Genomic DNA, 16,018 nt, shown 5'->3' with positions numbered 1-16,018 from the left:
ACAAATATCGTCGTTGATTGATTTTGATTCAAGTTCCAAGCTGAGGGATACGGTATAAATAGTCCTCCGTTTTATCACTAAATTTCTCGTTTGTTGATATCCGAGAATTTAACTATCATAGGTAAAAAATATCCCTTTACTTGAAATCACAAGCACATTAGTGCCCACCACCAGCGTCAGAAAAATTTTAAAAAACTGCATAAAACAGAAAGTAAGCCATGACACAAGACATCAACACCCTACTTGCCACACTAGGCGTCACACTTGCAGACTATCAAGGCCAAGATATTTCTAGCGTCTCGCCGATTACCGGATTAGCGCTGGCGAGTTTGCGTGCGGATTCAGCCGAGCAAGTCAGTGCAAAGATAGCGCGCGCTCATACCGCTTTTACGACGTGGCGAAAAGTACCAGCGCCTCGTCGTGGCGAACTGATACGTTTATTTGGCGAAGAATTACGCACGCACAAAGCTGCTTTGGGACAGCTAGTAACTTTGGAAGCTGGCAAAATTTTGCAAGAAGGCTTGGGCGAAGTGCAGGAGATGATAGATATCTGCGATTTCGCCGTTGGCTTGTCGCGTCAATTATATGGCCTCACTATCGCCTCTGAGCGTCCAGGTCATCGCATGATGGAAGTATGGCATCCGATAGGCGTGGTTGGCGTGATCTCCGCATTCAATTTTCCTGTTGCGGTATGGGCTTGGAATGCAGCCTTGGCTTTTGTGTGCGGTAACGCGGTCACCTGGAAACCATCAGAAAAAACACCACTCACTGCCATTGCTACCCAGGCTTTGTTTATGAAAGCAGTCGCACGTTTCAACCAGACAGGCAATGATGCACCAGAAGGTTTAGCCGAGCTCATCCTAGGCGCACGTGAAGCCGGAGCTCAGATGGTGGAAGATAAACGGATCGCCTTGGTGAGCGCGACTGGCAGTACGCGCATGGGTCGTCAAGTGGCAGAAACCTGCGCCAAACGTTTGACTCGTACAATCCTCGAACTAGGCGGTAATAATGCCATGATCGTTGCACCGAGCGCTGACATAGAAATGGCGGTACGTGCAATTACCTTTTCGGCAGTTGGCACTGCTGGCCAACGTTGCACGACTCTACGTCGCTTGTTTGTACACGACAGCATCTACGACACCATCGTGCCACGCTTAAAGAAAATCTACGCTGGCCTGCCGGTCGGTAATCCACTAGAGAAATCTACCTTGATCGGCCCCCTGATCGATCAAGCAGCCTATGAAAATATGCAACAGGCCTTAGCCGCAGCGCAAGCTGATCAGGGTGTGGTATTTGCTGGCGAGCGCGTGGCCGTTACTGGCTGTGAAGCGGCTTACTACGTACGCCCTGCCTTGGTCGAAATGACTACACAAACCGCACACATGCATCATGAAGTGTTCGCACCGATTATGTACATCGTGCCTTACACGGATTTGCAACAAGCAATCGACTGGAACAATGAAGTGCCACAAGGCTTATCCTCAAGTATTTTTACCACCGACATACGCGAAGCAGAATTGTTCATGTCGGACGTGGGCAGTGACTGCGGTATTGCCAACGTCAATATCGGACCGTCTGGAGCAGAAATTGGCGGCGCTTTCGGCGGCGAAAAAGACACAGGCGGTGGCCGCGAATCTGGCTCAGATTCATGGAAAGCTTACATGCGTCGTTCCACCAACACCATTAATTACAGCCACTCTTTGCCATTGGCGCAAGGGATTAGCTTTGATATATAAGCGGTAATCTCACAGAACCAGGCACGAAGCAAAACAGAGATTGCGTAGACGATTAATCGCTGTTTTGCTGAATCCGGGCTTTCCTCTGCCTCCGTATCATTACCGTGCGAGGTTTTAAAAGTACATCCATGCAAACCATTACGCTAGAGCTAGCCCTGACATTAATAGAGCAACATTGGAAAATTCAAGGCGACATCAAAGAATTGCCCTCTTACGCTGATCGCAATTTCAAATTGACGACGTCGCAAGGAAGCTTTGTTTTTAAGATTGCGAATCCCAATTGGTCCTATGCCGATCTTGATATAGAAAACGAAGCTTTACTTCATCTCGCCAAGACTTGCCCAGACTTATCACTACCCAAAGTGATACTCACAGCGGAACAGAAGCACATCATTCCTTACACCACGCCTAGCGGCGAACCCTGCCATCTGCGCTTATTAAGTTTTGTCGCTGGAGATATCTATGCCAATGTGGTCAAACGCGACGATATTGATCACGCCTATTTGCAAACCAGCTTAGGCGTCGCTATCGCCAAACTTGATCGTGGCCTCAGCAATTTCACGCATGCCAGTATGGATAGATATGTTGATTGGAGTATCAGCAATCTACCAGAATTAGAAAGCGAAATTGTTCACATTGAAGAGGCCGGCTTACGTGAATTGGTTGCCAGGCACACTCGCTATTTCGCAGAAAACGAGGCACATTGGAAAGCAACGTTGCCTATGTCGGTAATACATAATGATGCCAATGATTTCAATGTGATTGTTGATAGCGACGCCGCTGAAGCCCGTCCACACGTCAATGCCATTATCGATTTTGGCGATATGTGTCGCCATTTGCGTATCGTCGATTTGGCAATCACCATGGTATACGCAGTGCAGAGCATAGAAAAAGAAGAAGGTGTGCGGGCTTGTCTATTGGCGATTTTGCGCGGTTACCAGACACAGCACCCTTTAAATACGGACGAGATTAAAGTGCTGTTTCACGTCATCATGGCACGCCTGTGTCAGAGCATTTTGATGGCAACACGCGCTTATCGAAAAAATCCTGACAACGACTACATTCTGGTCTCCCAAACTGGGGTGCGTCGTTTGATTCGTCAATTGGACACGATGGATTATGCGCAGCTGCAAGATCAATTTTTGAATGTTATTTCCGAAACAAACTAAGCTCACATTAAACTTACACGTAGCACCAACCCAGCTATTTCAGAACCACACTCATCATGCCAACTACCGTCGCCCCCATCCCGAATCGCAGTTCACAAGAGATTATCGATTTGCGTCGCAAGCATATCAATCCTACCCTAAGCATGTCGTATAAAGAACCGGTCAAAATGATCCGTGGCGAAGGCGCTTATCTATTTGATCAACAAGGAAACGCCTATCTCGACATGGTGAATAACGTCTGCCATGTGGGGCATTGTCATCCTGCGGTAGTCGCTGCCGGGCAAAAGCAAATGGCGCAACTCAACACCAATACGCGCTACTTGCACGACAACATTGTCGAGTACGCCCAACGTTTAACAGCGACCTTACCTGCTGAACTCTCTGTCGTTTTTCTCACCAATTCTGGCACCGAGGCCAATGATTTAGCATTGCGCATCGCCAAGACTTACACACAAGCCAATGACATCATCGTGGTTGATCATGCATATCATGGCAATTCCCCCACCATGATAGAACTCAGCCCCTATAAATTTGATGGCAAAGGAGGACGTGGTCGCCTTGCCCATATTCAAGTTGCAGAAATACCCGACGACTATCGCGGCCCTTACCGTCGCGGCGATCAAGCAGCCGGCGCGCAATATGCTGCAGATCTACAACGTGCGATTGCGGCAATCCATGTACGCGGTGAAAAGCCAGCCGCCTTCTATTGTGAATCGATTTTAGGATGCGGCGGTCAAGTTGTACTACCTGAGGGATATCTACAAGCGGCTTACGCTTATGCAAGAGCTGCAGGTGCAGTCTGTATCGCTGATGAAGTGCAAGTCGGTTTCGGCCGCGCTGGCAACTATTTCTGGGCCTTTGAATCGCAAGGCGTGGTACCTGACATAGTCACCATGGGCAAACCGATTTGTAATGGACACCCTATGGGCGCCGTCGTTACCACAGAAAAAATCGCACAGGCATTTATCACAGGCATGGAATATTTCAACACCTTTGCAGGCAATCCCGTGTCTTGCGCGATGGGCTTAGCGGTACTTGATGTGATCGAACAAGAGCAATTGCAAGAAAATGCACTAAAAGTCGGCGACTTTTTACTACAGGGCTTACATCAATTAAAACAGCGATTTTCTCTACTTGGGGACGTCCGTGGAATGGGTCTATTTATCGGCGTCGAGATGGTAAAAAATCACGCGACTTTAGAACCAGCGACTGGCGAAGCAAATGCCGTCATTGAATATTTAAAGGCACATAAGATTTTATTATCAACCGACGGCCCCTACGATAACGTCTTAAAACTCAAACCGCCGCTTGTATTCTCAATCGAGAATGCGCAAGAATTTTTAATGCGTTTAGATGAGGCCTTAACTGTGATAAGTCACAGTAAGGATCAATAGCTATCGGTTTGCAGTTCTCACTGGTTTTAAGCTTACTTTGAGTACGACTCACTGTCGCCCCGTAGCAACTGGTCTGGCCAGCAAAACTTCACGGTACTCGGACGGCGTCATACCCACGGTCGCTTTAAACATACGAGAGAATGCGCTGTGATCCTGATAACCACAGGATGCTGCAATATCGGTAATACTGCGGCTGGCATCAGCCAGCATAGCCGTAGCGGCATCGAGTTTTACTTTGATCAAAAATTGACGTGGCGTCAGAGAAAATATTTTTTGAAAATAACGCTCTATCTGAGCAACGGATAAATTAGTAATCTGCTCCAACTCTGCCATCTGCACATTTTCTGCGTAATGCGTATGAATATGGCGCACTGCGGCCGCTATGCGATGATAAACAGGGTGACGTTGATCTGGCATACCCAGATCACGCGAGGTTCCCGTTAAACCAATAATATGATGGTCCTTATCACGTAGAGGAATCTTGTTCGTCAAACACCAGCCAGGATCGCGATCAGGATAGAGATGTAGTTCCAACTGATCTTTAACCTCATGACCATGTTGCAAGACCAATTGATCCTGTTCAGCATAAGAATGTGCCAAGCTGGGAGGAAACACTTCTTCCGTGCTGCGCCCCAGCAATTGATCCTTGTCCTTCAATCCACAACGCAATACCAGTGTTTTATTTACAACAACATAATTGCCCTGCAAATCTTTAACGAAAAAGACCAGATCAGGCATGGCATCAAACAAAGGTTCTGCAAAAAAAACATCATTAATGGATTGAGCCATAACTTGCTTCGACGTGTTGCCGATCACACTGAGCTTCGTTAACATAGAATTCTGTAACATGTTTATCAAGGTCTAAATAATTTATGGAAATGCAATCGCTGGCTATTAAAGTTTTATGCCAAATTGAATTCGGCAAAATGTTGAAATTTCAATAAAATATTATCCCAATTTGTAGGCTTTGAAAATCAACTTGCTTAGAAATAAAGTGAATTCAAACATTTAGCCTCAAGTTTGTTGTTTAAATTACTATTTGCTTAATTAGTGTACCTAGCTTATTAATATAAAGCCAATTATATAAATACATGATTGCAAACTATGCTTCAATAAATTGATTAAATAATCACAAAATTCATATCACCAACCCTACCACTTGGCATCGGTGCTGGCTCAAGTGGGCAGTCTTATTTTTTACTAAATATAAAGAATAGCTTGAATTTTTTAACTCATCTAATCAAAAATAAGGCACAAACACAAAAATGCCAAAAAACTTTATCAAATATATTGTAAATATATTTGACTAGTATTACACTAGGAGTCGTTCATATTTCTTTTCATAAAGAAGCAAACATGAATCTCCCAAAATGGCGCGGTATATTTCCTGCTGTAACTACGAAGTTCAAAGAAAACAAAGATCTCGATCCATTAGCGATGAAGAAACACTTTGCCTTTCAAATCGACGCTGGTGTACTTGGCATGGTCACGGGTGGTTCTTTAGGTGAAGCCAGCACGCTCTCTTTTGAAGAAAAATTAAAAACCTCATCCTGCGAAATAAGGAAATCCTATGTCCACCTACGCTCAATTTATCAACGGCGAATGGCTCGCCTCCCAAAAAACACGCGCGAATATTAATCCTTCTGACCCCAGCGAAGTCATCGGTGAATACGCAGAAGCTGATGCGGCGGATGTCGCCTTAGCCGTACAAGCCGCACAAGCCGCCCTACCTGTTTGGAGTCGTTCAACGCCGCAACAACGTTTTGATGTGTTGGATTTTATCGGCAGCGAAATTCTTGCGCGCAAACAAGAACTCGGCACTTTACTGGCTCGTGAAGAAGGTAAAATTTTGCCCGAAGCGGTAGGTGAAGTCGCCCGCGCTGGCTACATTTTCAAATTCTTTGCTGGCGAAGCTTTGCGTATAGGCGGACAAGCTATTGCCTCGGTACGTCCTGGCATGGAGGTTATCACCTCACGTGAAGCGGTCGGTGTGGTCGGCCTAATTACGCCTTGGAATTTCCCTATCGCGATTCCTGCCTGGAAAAGTGCACCGGCAATTGCTTGCGGCAACACCGTCGTCATCAAACCCTCAGAATTGACCCCGGGCTGCGCTTGGGCTTTAGCTGAAATTATCTCGCGCTCGGGTCTGCCCAAAGGCGCATTTAACTTGGTGATGGGCGATGGCGTTGCAGGTAAAGCGCTGGTCGAACACCCATCTGTCGATGCGATTAGTTTTACCGGTTCGGTTGGTACCGGTAAATTAATCGCCCAACATTGCGCGCTCAGCTTGAAAAAATTTCAGCTAGAAATGGGCGGCAAAAATCCGCTGGTAATTTTAGATGACGCCGACTTAAGCGTCGCCGTCGAATGCGCAGTCAATGGCGCCTTCTACTCCACTGGGCAACGTTGCACAGCCTCGAGCCGCACTATCGTTACCGAGCAGATTTATCCTGCGTTTGCAGCAGCGATGATTGAAAGAACTAAGGCGCTTAAGGTGGGTGCAGCAATCGACCCCATCAGCCAAATTGGCCCAGTCGTCGATCAACGTCAGCTTGATAAAAATCTGCACTACATCAGCATAGGACAAGAGGAAGGCGGCACATTATTGGCAGGCGGTCAACGTCTGGATGGCAATGGCTATTTCTTTAGCCCAGCATTAATTGAAAATCACAACCCGCAAGCGCGCCTGAATCAAGAAGAAGTATTTGGCCCCGTCAGCACTTTAGTGAAAGTCAAAAATTTTGAAGAAGCAATTCAAGTCGCCAATGCTACGCCCTATGGTTTATCCGGCGGTATTTGCACCACTTCACTCAAATATGCGACCCAATTCAGACGCGAAATGCAAGCTGGCATGGTGATGGTCAATGCTCCTACTGCCGGAGTTGATTACCATGTACCATTTGGCGGCAGCAAAGCATCAAGCTTTGGTCCACGTGAACAAGGTGGCATGGCATTGGAATTTTATACCAAAGTAAAAACCCATTATCTGGCCTAAATTTCGGCTTCAATTTTGCTAAATTTGCCTGAATCCCAATCAAAAATTCGGCAATAGGCATTTTTAAGCAAATTAGCAAGCTATTTAGCCTAGGGAAATAAGCGACAAAGGTAAGCATAGAATCCTTTGTCGCTTTTTTTGTATGTTATTCACGCTAAATTTCAAAATAAAATTGAGAAAAATCAGGTGAATAACTTATAATCCAATGATAATTTTCATAATATTTCCACAACCCTAGTGTATGCAACCAGCCAAAGTAACACCTCAGAATAAAATGCGTGCTGCCGATGTCGCTTACGATGCGATAGAAAGCATGATTGTGACCTTACAACTCAAGCCTGGCGCACCTATTGTTGAATCCGAATTAATCGAGATTACAGGCTTAGGACGAACGCCTTTACGCGAAGCCTTAATGCGTATGTCATCGAATGGATTGATCGTGCAATTACCGCGTCGTGGCCTGATCGTCAAAGATATCGAAGCGGCTGAACACGTCACCTTAATTGAAACCCGCCGTGTCATTGAGAAATTAATCGCCAGCAGTGCCGCGCGACGTGCCAGCCCGCAATTGCGCCAGGACATTCTGGCTTGCGGCGAGAAGATGGTCAGCGCTGCCGAGGACGGCAAATTAGATGAATTTATGGCGGCCGATCAAGCTTTGGATCATGTAGTTCATGAAGCCTGCCGCAATCCATCTGCAGTTGCAGCGGTCATTCCACTGATTATTAAATGTCGTCGCTTTTGGTATGCCTATCAACATGAAGGCGATATGCATGAAGCAGCACGTTGTCACATGCTATTGGCACAAGGTATCGCCGATGGCAATGAAGCGGCAGCAGCGGCAGGCGCTGAAAATTTGATGGACTACTTGGAGTCCTATACGCGCAAAGTAATTAATGGCTAAGATCTGAATCAAATCAGCAATCTCACTTAAGCACTTTGCTCAAATAACAGACTCAAATACAAAGTGGCTCGATTTTTCAATCGAGCCACTTTTTTATTTTCTTCCTCAAATCTATCGCGCATTAAATCTATAGCACATAAAACCTAGCGCTGAATCAAACCATAAGGATCACCTTTTTTCCAACGCGGCGCTTGCTTGTCGTTGGCAATCTGATAGCCGAGATTCAAGGTGAATTGGGCTTGCTGCAGCATGCCACTTAAATCCCAATTGGCATCATAGCGATCTTTCACCGTGTGATAGGAAGTCTTGAAACCCTTCATCTTCCGCTCAGAGGCATGTTCATGCTCAGAAAATTCAAAATATCCGTCACCGGAAAATACCGCGGATCCCACATTAAAAGCAGGTACCCCAAAGCGTGCGAAATTAAAATGATCTGCGCGATAATACGCCCCGCCTAAGTCAGGCACACTCTTCGCAATCTTGAGATTCATCTGTGTTGCAATGTGTTGAGCGCTCTCAAATAAACTGGAACGTTCGCTGCCTGCAATACCTATATCCTTAGTCTTGCCGACAAAGTTCATACTATCCAGATTCAGATCTGCGACGGTCTTTGCTAAAGGCCAGGCCGGATTCCGCACATAGGCAAGGCTGCCTATCAGGCCCTGCTCTTCCGCCGCAGGCCACAAGAAAATCTGACTACGCTTTGTTGGATGCTTAACCGCTGCTTGCGCCATCGCCAATAAAGCGGCGGCGCCAGTCGCATTGTCTACTGCGCCATTCCAAATTTGAACTGGCTTACCGGGTTCTTCCACTTTACCCAAATGGTCCCAATGCGCAGAATAAACGACGGCTTCTTTTTTTAGTTCTGGATCAGTGCCAGCTACCACACCCACCACGTTAAATTGCTCAACTTGGCGCACAGCGCTATGCAAACGCACTTTAGCCTGCATTGGTAAAGGGATAGGTAGAAAATCGCGACGCTCAGCTTGTGCTCGCATCTCATTCAGGTTCAAACCAGCATCCGCAAACACGCTTTGTACGCTAGCTTCAGCCCACCACCCCTCCATAGGATTACCACCACCGGCGAGACTAAAGCGCTCATGACTAAAACTCGCTTGCGGCACATTCCAAGCGTAAGCAGCAGAGGCATTGGTATGTATCAATAACACACCCGCTGCGCCGCGACGTGAAGCTTCCTCAAACTTATAAATCCAACGTCCATAGTAAGTCATTGCCTCACCGCCAAATCTGCCAGGCTCAGCCGCAGTTGGTTGTGGGTCATTTACCATCATGACCAAGATTTTGCCTTTTACATCGATGCCTTTGTAATCATCCCAAGCCTCTTCAGGTGCGTTTATGCCATAGCCAACGAAGAGTAGAGGGGCTTCAAAAGCGACTTGTTCACGACCATTCGAATTGGCAATCAAAATTTGAGCACCGGCTTTCGGCACATACGTCTTTGCACCTGCTTCAAATTCAATATGACTGTCGGGCAAAGTCAACGAACCTATGATCTGCACCGGATGACGATAAGGAAATGCCTGATTCGGGAAGAGTGGCTGCAAACCAAGCAGAGCTGCTTGAGTCTCTAAATAGCGCACGGTTAAATCGCCGCCGCGTTGCCCCGTGCCACGACCCTCCAACAAATCATCAGACAAATAAGCCAGGTGGGGTCTTAAAATCGATTCCTGAACTTGAGGCACCAGTTGCTTTTCACTTGCCCTAACTTTGACTTTCGATGTGGTTGATGATGACATTTGCGCATCGACAGTCAGGGCTAGCATACTTAGACTACTTACAGCAATAAAACTATGGATCAATCGCATTCAAAAACTCCCTGATTCTTCTATTTTTATTCTCGATTATTTACTATGCTGACCTGCCATAAAATCTAATCACGCATTCAATTCAGTCAGATATTATTAACTGCAGATTTGGGTAAACGTTTGACGTTTGGCAAAGCATCGGTCAACAACCATTTCTTCAACCTGACCATCTTGTAGCTGGTATGCCGGTTATCCGTGCGCGATCTGAGTAACTGTAACAAACCGTCTTCGCTTACGCCGTTCATTTTCTGTTCAGGAATCACCGCATAGGCATCACCTAATAAACGTAACTCGCGCTCACTTAACTCAGGCTCCAGCAGATGCCGCACATCACGCAGTGGAATCCATACCTTATCTTCAATTAAAAAAAAGCGTACCTGCTGTCCGTCAAAACTGTAATAACTACCATGCCAATGAAATACTGCAGATTTTTTTGCCTGATATTTAATCCAGGAAAACAAATTGATAAAGTCACGCGCAAATAGTCGTCCCCAAAAATAGGACGTCAACGCAATGCCTATACCCCCCTTACCAGGTAGAAAACGTTCTACTGCCAAATAACCGCCATAGGCCATCAGCACGCTACACAGTATTTTGGCAAATAGCTTTCCCATTCGCTACCGCTCCCGTAGTTCGAGTTGAGCTAGTCAATACGACTAATTCTCTTCATCTTGATCTAGAGCATCTTCCATCATGCCCGTGTCGACACTTTTGCCTTGTCCCAATAATACGGGCGGCACATAAGTTGCCAACAAATGTTCACGGCTTTGCGGCGTCTCCAAACTAACCCGTCCCAATACGCCACTACGATAATCGAGCAATAAAGTATGCGCTGCTTTTTCGAAATCCCAATCGCCGCCTTTCAAACGATAAGCACGTTTTTTGGCAACGCCTTCGATTACGCTGACCGCATCAATACCGTCGGTATTTAAGCCATAACGAGTGGTCAAAAATTGGGGATAACGCTGCAACAATAATTCGGCCAGAAACGTCGCGACCTCTTCTTCAATCAAAGCATTGACACCAATTGCATGACTCGCTGCCAGCATCAAACCGTCAGTAGGATGTTGAATCTTAGGCCAGAGCATGCCTGGTGTATCGGTCAAAATCATATTTTTACCGAGATACAAACGCTGCTGCACCTTAGTCACTGCAGGCTCATCACCGACATTCGCGACCCGTTTTTTCAATAAGGCATTCATCAAAGTCGATTTGCCCACGTTGGGAATACCCATGATCATCATGCGCAAAGGCTTAGTCGGTACACCGCGATGTGGTGCCATTTCCAGGGCAAAACCAGGCACCTTAGCGACATCCGCTGGCTTCTTACAACTCATCGCAACGGCTTTGACGCCTTTTTGCGCATTATAAAAATCTAACCAAGCCTTGGTCGCATGCGGATCGGCCAGATCACTTTTATTTAAAATTTTCAGACAAGGACGCTGACGAAACAAACGCAATTGTTCTACCATAGGATTGCAACTAGCTTGCGGGATGCGGGCATCGAGCACTTCTATCACCAGATCGGTGTTTTCCATGGTTTCTGCAGCTTTCTTGCGCGCTGCGTTCATATGCCCTGGGAACCATTGTATTGACATGCGTATTCTTCTTTGATGAATCAGAACGGTTTTTTGCTGCGCTATCTGCGAGATATCAACAAGGACTGCTGACCATCTTCTGCAAGGCCGTCAACAAAGACAGGTTCTATGAGAGTTGATTGGGGTAATTGGAATAATTGAGCCGATTTAGCGCAATTAAATATAAGGCGCTATTTTACGGACTTGCGGCATCACCTAGGAAATTGTTTTAATCACAGGCACAAAATCTATCCACAATTATTTACAATAAACTAATTTATTGGCTAAATCGCAGCGAATTCACACGCAATATTAAGTAAATGATACGAACAACTTACACGCAACTGAGTTCTAGCGCTTTGTAGGGACTTCGTCTGAATAGCAGTTACTTTTGCAGTTGCGCAAGCTTTTGATCAATGAAAGCCTGTAACTCTGCACTCAAGCCAGAGCGCTGTTTGGCCTGTTTATAAGCCTCAATCGCCTCGCTCGGCGACGCATCGGCTTGCAGGGAAATTCCCAAACCCATCCACCAAACCCCATTTTGAGTATGTCGTTTCAATGCCAGGCGATAGAGTTGAATGGCATCTTTATGCTGCCCGGTTTTTTGATACAGTGCCGCCAAGAACGCAAGGTAATCGGGGCGCTCCTGCGCCACAGGCAAACCGCGTTGCAAGGTTTCTATCGCGTCACTCAATTTTGCTCTTTCGACCTGCAAGCGAGCCAGGATCATGGCAAAATTAATTTGCTGCGGATCCAGTGCTAATCCTTGCTTCAACTCACGAATCGCCTCGTCCTGACGATTATTGTCGAGTAGCATAGAGATTAACAACTGCCTGGCAGGCGCATGTTGTGCATCCAAAAGCAAGGCTTGTTGCAAGGCATTTACTGCTTCAGTGGTCCGACCTTGCTGTTGGTACACCGTGGCCTGTCGAAACTGTCCTTCTGCGCCCTGTTGAGGTGAAATTTCTTTAATCATAGTCGGTGGGCGACCATCGACATTGTTTTCCATTGCCTTGTTGGATGACGCTATGGTTTCATTTTTTTGATTACTGTGTACTGCTGGTTTTGATTTATCTGCATCCACTACAGACTCAGTCGCTTTGTTAGTTTGTCCAGATATCTTGTGTGGCGTGACATCAGGCTGCGATGACTGCGACGCTTTTTCAACGCTTGTTACTGGCTTGTCTTTGCCATCGTCGGCAAAAACATCTTTGCCTATTATTTTGTTTGCCCCACCTGTTAGGCTTGCATTACTTAGTTTTTGCGCATCAGGAGAAAGGCCATCTGCTTGACTGGCTTGCAGACTCACCTGAGTACTTAATTTAAGTAGCAAAGGCAAATCAGCGATTGCTGGCAATTGCGTCGAGGCCACCGAAGTCGCAGAGCTAAGTTCATTGGGCGATGAAGTGGCAGCGACTTGCGACACTACTTTTTGAGATTCATTTATTGACGATGTACCGATATCATTTCGTTTCGCCAAGAAAAACCACAGCAACACCAACAGCGCTGCGGCAAGTAAAATCCAGACCAGAAATTTAGACCATGTTTGCCCCGCAACGGGCGCATTACTACCAAACTGAGTATAACGCCGTGTCGACGTCATGTTCTCTTGCTCACCACGCTGCTCCAATTCTTGCAGCATTTGATTAATTAAGCTCATAAATACTCAGATAAAATTCTTCCAAATTAACACAGACAACAAGGCAATACCTGCGAGTGCACCTATGCCTTTCGACATAGACTGTAATTGCTTCAATATAGGCGCAGCTTCGGTGTCTCTCAACGCATACCAGACATGTTTCAGCCCGAGTTGCTTATCGCCAGCACCGTAGGCCAACATCATGGCTTTATTGGCGAGAATATTCAGCATACGCGGAATACCACCACTAGCCAGCCACAATAAATATAAAGCCGGCAAACTAAATAAATATAGGCCGCCATAACCGGCAATTCTAAGTCTGTGGTTGATATAAAATCGCGCCTCGGCGAAATTTAAGGGACGTAAACGATAATGAAAACTAATTCTTTGCGCCAATTGACGAATTTCATTTCGTGCCAAACGTCGATCTAACTCTGGCTGCCCAAACAAGACTATTTGTAACAGCTTTCTTTTTTCGGTTTCAAGATTACTCAACAGGCGAATAGCCTCTAAGGTTTCCAATGGCAGCGCCTGAGCCTCATCGACACACAACAAGACTTTTTTATCAGAACGAGCCAAATCTAAAAGCCTTAAGTTAATTGCTTTTAAGACTTCATGTTGTTCACTATCCTTTTCCTGCGGAATTTCAAGGTCATCTGCAAGAACTAACAACAAAGTTCGCGGCTCCAGAAAAGGATTCGGAATATAAGCGGTCACAAACTGAGTACCGACTGTTTTCAAAAATTGACGGCATAGCAAAGTCTTACCTGTGCCGACTTCTCCGGTAATTTTTATAAAACCTTCACCACTTTTTGCAGCAATCAACAAGGTATTTAGAGCCTCCAGATGGCTGCCAAAAGAAAAGAAAAAACTGGTGTCTGGCGTAATACCAAATGGCACTTCATGTAAGCCAAAATGCGATTTATACATACTTAGCTTGGAGTTTAAAAAACGATAAAGGGACTTGGAAGCTAAACTGATTTGAACTTACTTTTCGCACGCAAAAATTGAAATGACGAAGTAAGCAATCAGCGCTCATATCATTTCTTTTCGATACGAGTGCGCGGCGTGATCTCTTCAATCCGTTTTTGGCTTTCCAGGATATCTTGCTCCCAAGCGGCGTCGCCTTCTACTATCGTAGGTCGAATCAAGATGACCAACTCACGCTTTTGCGCAATCTGATTCGTATTTCTAAATAGACCGCCAAGGAAAGGTACATCGCCAGCGCCAGGAACCTGCGAGCGGTCATCGGAATTCGACTGCCGCATCAAACCACCAATAGCAATAATTCTGCCATTTTGGCCTCGAACAATGCTATCAGTTTCAGATACGACGCTCGATGCTAAAGGCAAAACAACGGAACCCGCACTACCTGCATTGACCGTTTTATCAATGGTGCTGACCTTACTTACCGAGGGGTGGACATGCAAGATAATATTGCCCGTATCATCAATTTGTGGTGTCACATCCAATGCCACACCAGAGAAAAAAGGCTGCACTTCAACGCTGACTGTTGGCGCTGTGTTGCCGGCGCTACTCGTGGTACCCGGCGTGGTTTTCAGACTTGTCACAAAGAATTCGTCTTTACCAACTTTCAATACCGCTTTTTGATTGTTTAAAGTCGCAATACGTGGGCTGGACAAAACATGCACACTCCCTTGTGATTCCAAAAACGATAACAAGGCTGAAAAATTCGCGGTTTGAAATGCTAAACCAAACAAGGAGCCTGCAGCATGTGACGCCGCGCCCAGGTTGAGACCGGTAACCGAACTAATACCAGTATCGATCGCATTCACCCCGGTAGTACTTAAGGTGGAACCTGGTGAGAGAAAACCCAGGGACGTGGCAGAGTTAGGCGATGATTTTAGCGAAGCAAAAGAGGCCCAATTAATCCCAGTCTGATACTGATTATTAAGTTCTACTTCAAGAATCTTCGCTTCCAAAATAACTTGACGATCAACTGACAATTGGGTCGCTTTTAGATAGGCACCAATATTACGAATTTCATCCGACATTGCACGTACCACCACGACACCAGACTGCGGATTAATCACCACCTGACGCCCATCTTGACCATTACCGGCCAAGACATCTAAAGAGGCCTTAAGTTCAGACCAAAAGTCATTATTCGAACTAGTACTGATCTTGCTCGACGTGGCCGAATGTGAGCCAGAACCTCCTGGTGAATTATTACCAGGTGTTTGCTGATTGCTTTGACTATTACTATTTGAATTTGAAGAAGTCGCATCCGCAACCGAACCAGAGGTTACTCGTATATCTGAAGTACCTTTACGAATTGAGGCTAAGTAGTTGATTTGAAAAACGCGCGTTTGCAAAATTAATGGGCGCACATAAATCCGCATCCCTTCGACCTTATACTCGTATCCATACAACTCGCGTATTGCATCCAAAGCCTCAAATAAAGTCACGTCCTTCAAATTGGCAGAGATAGTACCTGTCACGTCCGGATGTACCAACATATTGTAGGGTGTGCCTGATACGATCCCCATAAAGAATTGATTGGCTGGTGCATTGATGAAATTAAGATTAAAGCGTTCTTCCAAAGGCTTGCGGACTGGTGGCAAATCGCTTTTCAAAGAGGGCAATAAAGAGGCCGACACAACATCAGGCTCCGCTGCTTTTACTTTCTCCGCAGCGGCCTTGCTCATCTCACTCTTGATTAAGTCATAGGTTTCTTGTCTCGATGGCGGCATAGCGCATCCTGCGACCATGAGCATCAACATAGACAATAATATTTTTTTCATTTTTCAACCTTCT

The 16,018-nt window shown here is 45.9% G+C and carries 13 protein-coding genes; 6 read left to right on the top strand and 7 right to left on the bottom strand.

Going from position 1 to position 16,018, the window contains the following annotated elements:
* Positions 1-218: 218 nt before the first annotated feature.
* The 3 genes from amaB (at position 219) to AC1RR2_RS12745 (ending at position 4,299) form a co-directional block, all read left to right on the top strand.
* Complete coding sequence (amaB, locus tag AC1RR2_RS12755) at positions 219-1,736, top strand: L-piperidine-6-carboxylate dehydrogenase (RefSeq protein ID WP_493222640.1); 1,518 nt, start codon at positions 219-221, stop codon at positions 1,734-1,736.
* A 128-nt stretch (positions 1,737-1,864) separates the two neighbouring features.
* Positions 1,865-2,905, top strand: coding sequence for a phosphotransferase (locus AC1RR2_RS12750; protein ID WP_493222639.1), 1,041 nt, complete (start codon positions 1,865-1,867; stop codon positions 2,903-2,905).
* Between the two features lie 56 nt (positions 2,906-2,961).
* The gene (locus tag AC1RR2_RS12745; RefSeq protein WP_493222638.1) at positions 2,962-4,299 is read left to right on the top strand and encodes an aminotransferase class III-fold pyridoxal phosphate-dependent enzyme; all 1,338 of its coding nucleotides are present in this window, start codon (positions 2,962-2,964) and stop codon (positions 4,297-4,299) included.
* Between the two features lie 48 nt (positions 4,300-4,347).
* Here AC1RR2_RS12745 and AC1RR2_RS12740 read toward each other — a convergent pair whose 3' ends face one another.
* Positions 4,348-5,148 carry a PAS domain-containing protein gene (locus AC1RR2_RS12740; protein ID WP_493222637.1) on the bottom strand — a complete coding sequence of 267 codons (801 nt, stop codon included), beginning with the start codon at positions 5,146-5,148 and terminating at the stop codon, positions 4,348-4,350.
* A gap of 507 nt (positions 5,149-5,655) precedes the next feature.
* Here AC1RR2_RS12740 and AC1RR2_RS12735 point away from each other — a divergent pair.
* From AC1RR2_RS12735 to AC1RR2_RS12725, 3 genes are all read left to right on the top strand, one after another.
* On the top strand, positions 5,656-5,937 hold the full coding sequence (locus AC1RR2_RS12735; RefSeq protein WP_493222636.1) for a dihydrodipicolinate synthase family protein: 282 nt from the start codon (positions 5,656-5,658) through the stop codon (positions 5,935-5,937).
* Positions 5,870-7,294: an aldehyde dehydrogenase family protein gene (locus tag AC1RR2_RS12730; RefSeq protein ID WP_493222635.1), complete on the top strand. Its 1,425-nt coding sequence runs from the start codon at positions 5,870-5,872 to the stop codon at positions 7,292-7,294. Before AC1RR2_RS12735 ends, AC1RR2_RS12730 begins: the two co-directional genes overlap by 68 nt.
* A 241-nt stretch (positions 7,295-7,535) precedes the next feature.
* Positions 7,536-8,198, top strand: coding sequence for a GntR family transcriptional regulator (locus tag AC1RR2_RS12725; RefSeq protein ID WP_493222634.1), 663 nt, complete (start codon positions 7,536-7,538; stop codon positions 8,196-8,198).
* A gap of 143 nt (positions 8,199-8,341) precedes the next feature.
* Here AC1RR2_RS12725 and AC1RR2_RS12720 read toward each other — a convergent pair whose 3' ends face one another.
* The 6 genes from AC1RR2_RS12720 to mshL form a co-directional block, all read right to left on the bottom strand.
* Positions 8,342-10,024 carry a M28 family peptidase gene (locus AC1RR2_RS12720; RefSeq protein ID WP_493222633.1) on the bottom strand — a complete coding sequence of 561 codons (1,683 nt, stop codon included), beginning with the start codon at positions 10,022-10,024 and terminating at the stop codon, positions 8,342-8,344.
* A gap of 86 nt (positions 10,025-10,110) precedes the next feature.
* Entirely contained in the window at positions 10,111-10,638 is a 528-nt protein-coding gene (locus tag AC1RR2_RS12715) for a BRO-N domain-containing protein (protein WP_493222632.1), read from the bottom strand.
* A gap of 42 nt (positions 10,639-10,680) precedes the next feature.
* Positions 10,681-11,622, bottom strand: coding sequence for a ribosome biogenesis GTPase YlqF (gene ylqF, locus AC1RR2_RS12710; protein ID WP_493222631.1), 942 nt, complete (start codon positions 11,620-11,622; stop codon positions 10,681-10,683).
* A 364-nt stretch (positions 11,623-11,986) separates the two neighbouring features.
* Positions 11,987-13,261, bottom strand: coding sequence for a tetratricopeptide repeat protein (locus AC1RR2_RS12705; protein ID WP_493222630.1), 1,275 nt, complete (start codon positions 13,259-13,261; stop codon positions 11,987-11,989).
* 6 nt (positions 13,262-13,267) lie between these two features.
* Entirely contained in the window at positions 13,268-14,170 is a 903-nt protein-coding gene (locus AC1RR2_RS12700) for an ExeA family protein (protein WP_493222629.1), read from the bottom strand.
* A 110-nt stretch (positions 14,171-14,280) separates the two neighbouring features.
* Positions 14,281-16,005: a pilus (MSHA type) biogenesis protein MshL gene (gene mshL, locus AC1RR2_RS12695; RefSeq protein ID WP_493222628.1), complete on the bottom strand. Its 1,725-nt coding sequence runs from the start codon at positions 16,003-16,005 to the stop codon at positions 14,281-14,283.
* Between the last annotated feature and the right edge of the window lie 13 nt (positions 16,006-16,018).

It is taken from the genome of Undibacterium sp. GW821-FHT11H02, assembly GCF_058808015.1.
This window is presented reverse-complemented; position numbering and strand designations above follow the sequence as displayed.

What these genes read in the sequence shown, in the direction of transcription:
- AC1RR2_RS12725 (WP_493222634.1), top strand. Translation starts at nt 7,536, where the DNA reads ATGCAACCAGCCAAAGTAACACCTCAGAATAAAATGCGTGCTGCCGAT.
- AC1RR2_RS12750 (WP_493222639.1), top strand. Translation starts at nt 1,865, where the DNA reads ATGCAAACCATTACGCTAGAGCTAGCCCTGACATTAATAGAGCAACAT.
- AC1RR2_RS12705 (WP_493222630.1), bottom strand. Translation starts at nt 13,261, where the DNA reads ATGAGCTTAATTAATCAAATGCTGCAAGAATTGGAGCAGCGTGGTGAG.
- mshL (WP_493222628.1), bottom strand. Translation starts at nt 16,005, where the DNA reads ATGAAAAAAATATTATTGTCTATGTTGATGCTCATGGTCGCAGGATGC.
- AC1RR2_RS12720 (WP_493222633.1), bottom strand. Translation starts at nt 10,024, where the DNA reads ATGCGATTGATCCATAGTTTTATTGCTGTAAGTAGTCTAAGTATGCTA.
- AC1RR2_RS12700 (WP_493222629.1), bottom strand. Translation starts at nt 14,170, where the DNA reads ATGTATAAATCGCATTTTGGCTTACATGAAGTGCCATTTGGTATTACG.
- amaB (WP_493222640.1), top strand. Translation starts at nt 219, where the DNA reads ATGACACAAGACATCAACACCCTACTTGCCACACTAGGCGTCACACTT.
- AC1RR2_RS12745 (WP_493222638.1), top strand. Translation starts at nt 2,962, where the DNA reads ATGCCAACTACCGTCGCCCCCATCCCGAATCGCAGTTCACAAGAGATT.
- AC1RR2_RS12735 (WP_493222636.1), top strand. Translation starts at nt 5,656, where the DNA reads ATGAATCTCCCAAAATGGCGCGGTATATTTCCTGCTGTAACTACGAAG.
- AC1RR2_RS12715 (WP_493222632.1), bottom strand. Translation starts at nt 10,638, where the DNA reads ATGGGAAAGCTATTTGCCAAAATACTGTGTAGCGTGCTGATGGCCTAT.
- ylqF (WP_493222631.1), bottom strand. Translation starts at nt 11,622, where the DNA reads ATGTCAATACAATGGTTCCCAGGGCATATGAACGCAGCGCGCAAGAAA.
- AC1RR2_RS12740 (WP_493222637.1), bottom strand. Translation starts at nt 5,148, where the DNA reads ATGTTACAGAATTCTATGTTAACGAAGCTCAGTGTGATCGGCAACACG.
- AC1RR2_RS12730 (WP_493222635.1), top strand. Translation starts at nt 5,870, where the DNA reads ATGTCCACCTACGCTCAATTTATCAACGGCGAATGGCTCGCCTCCCAA.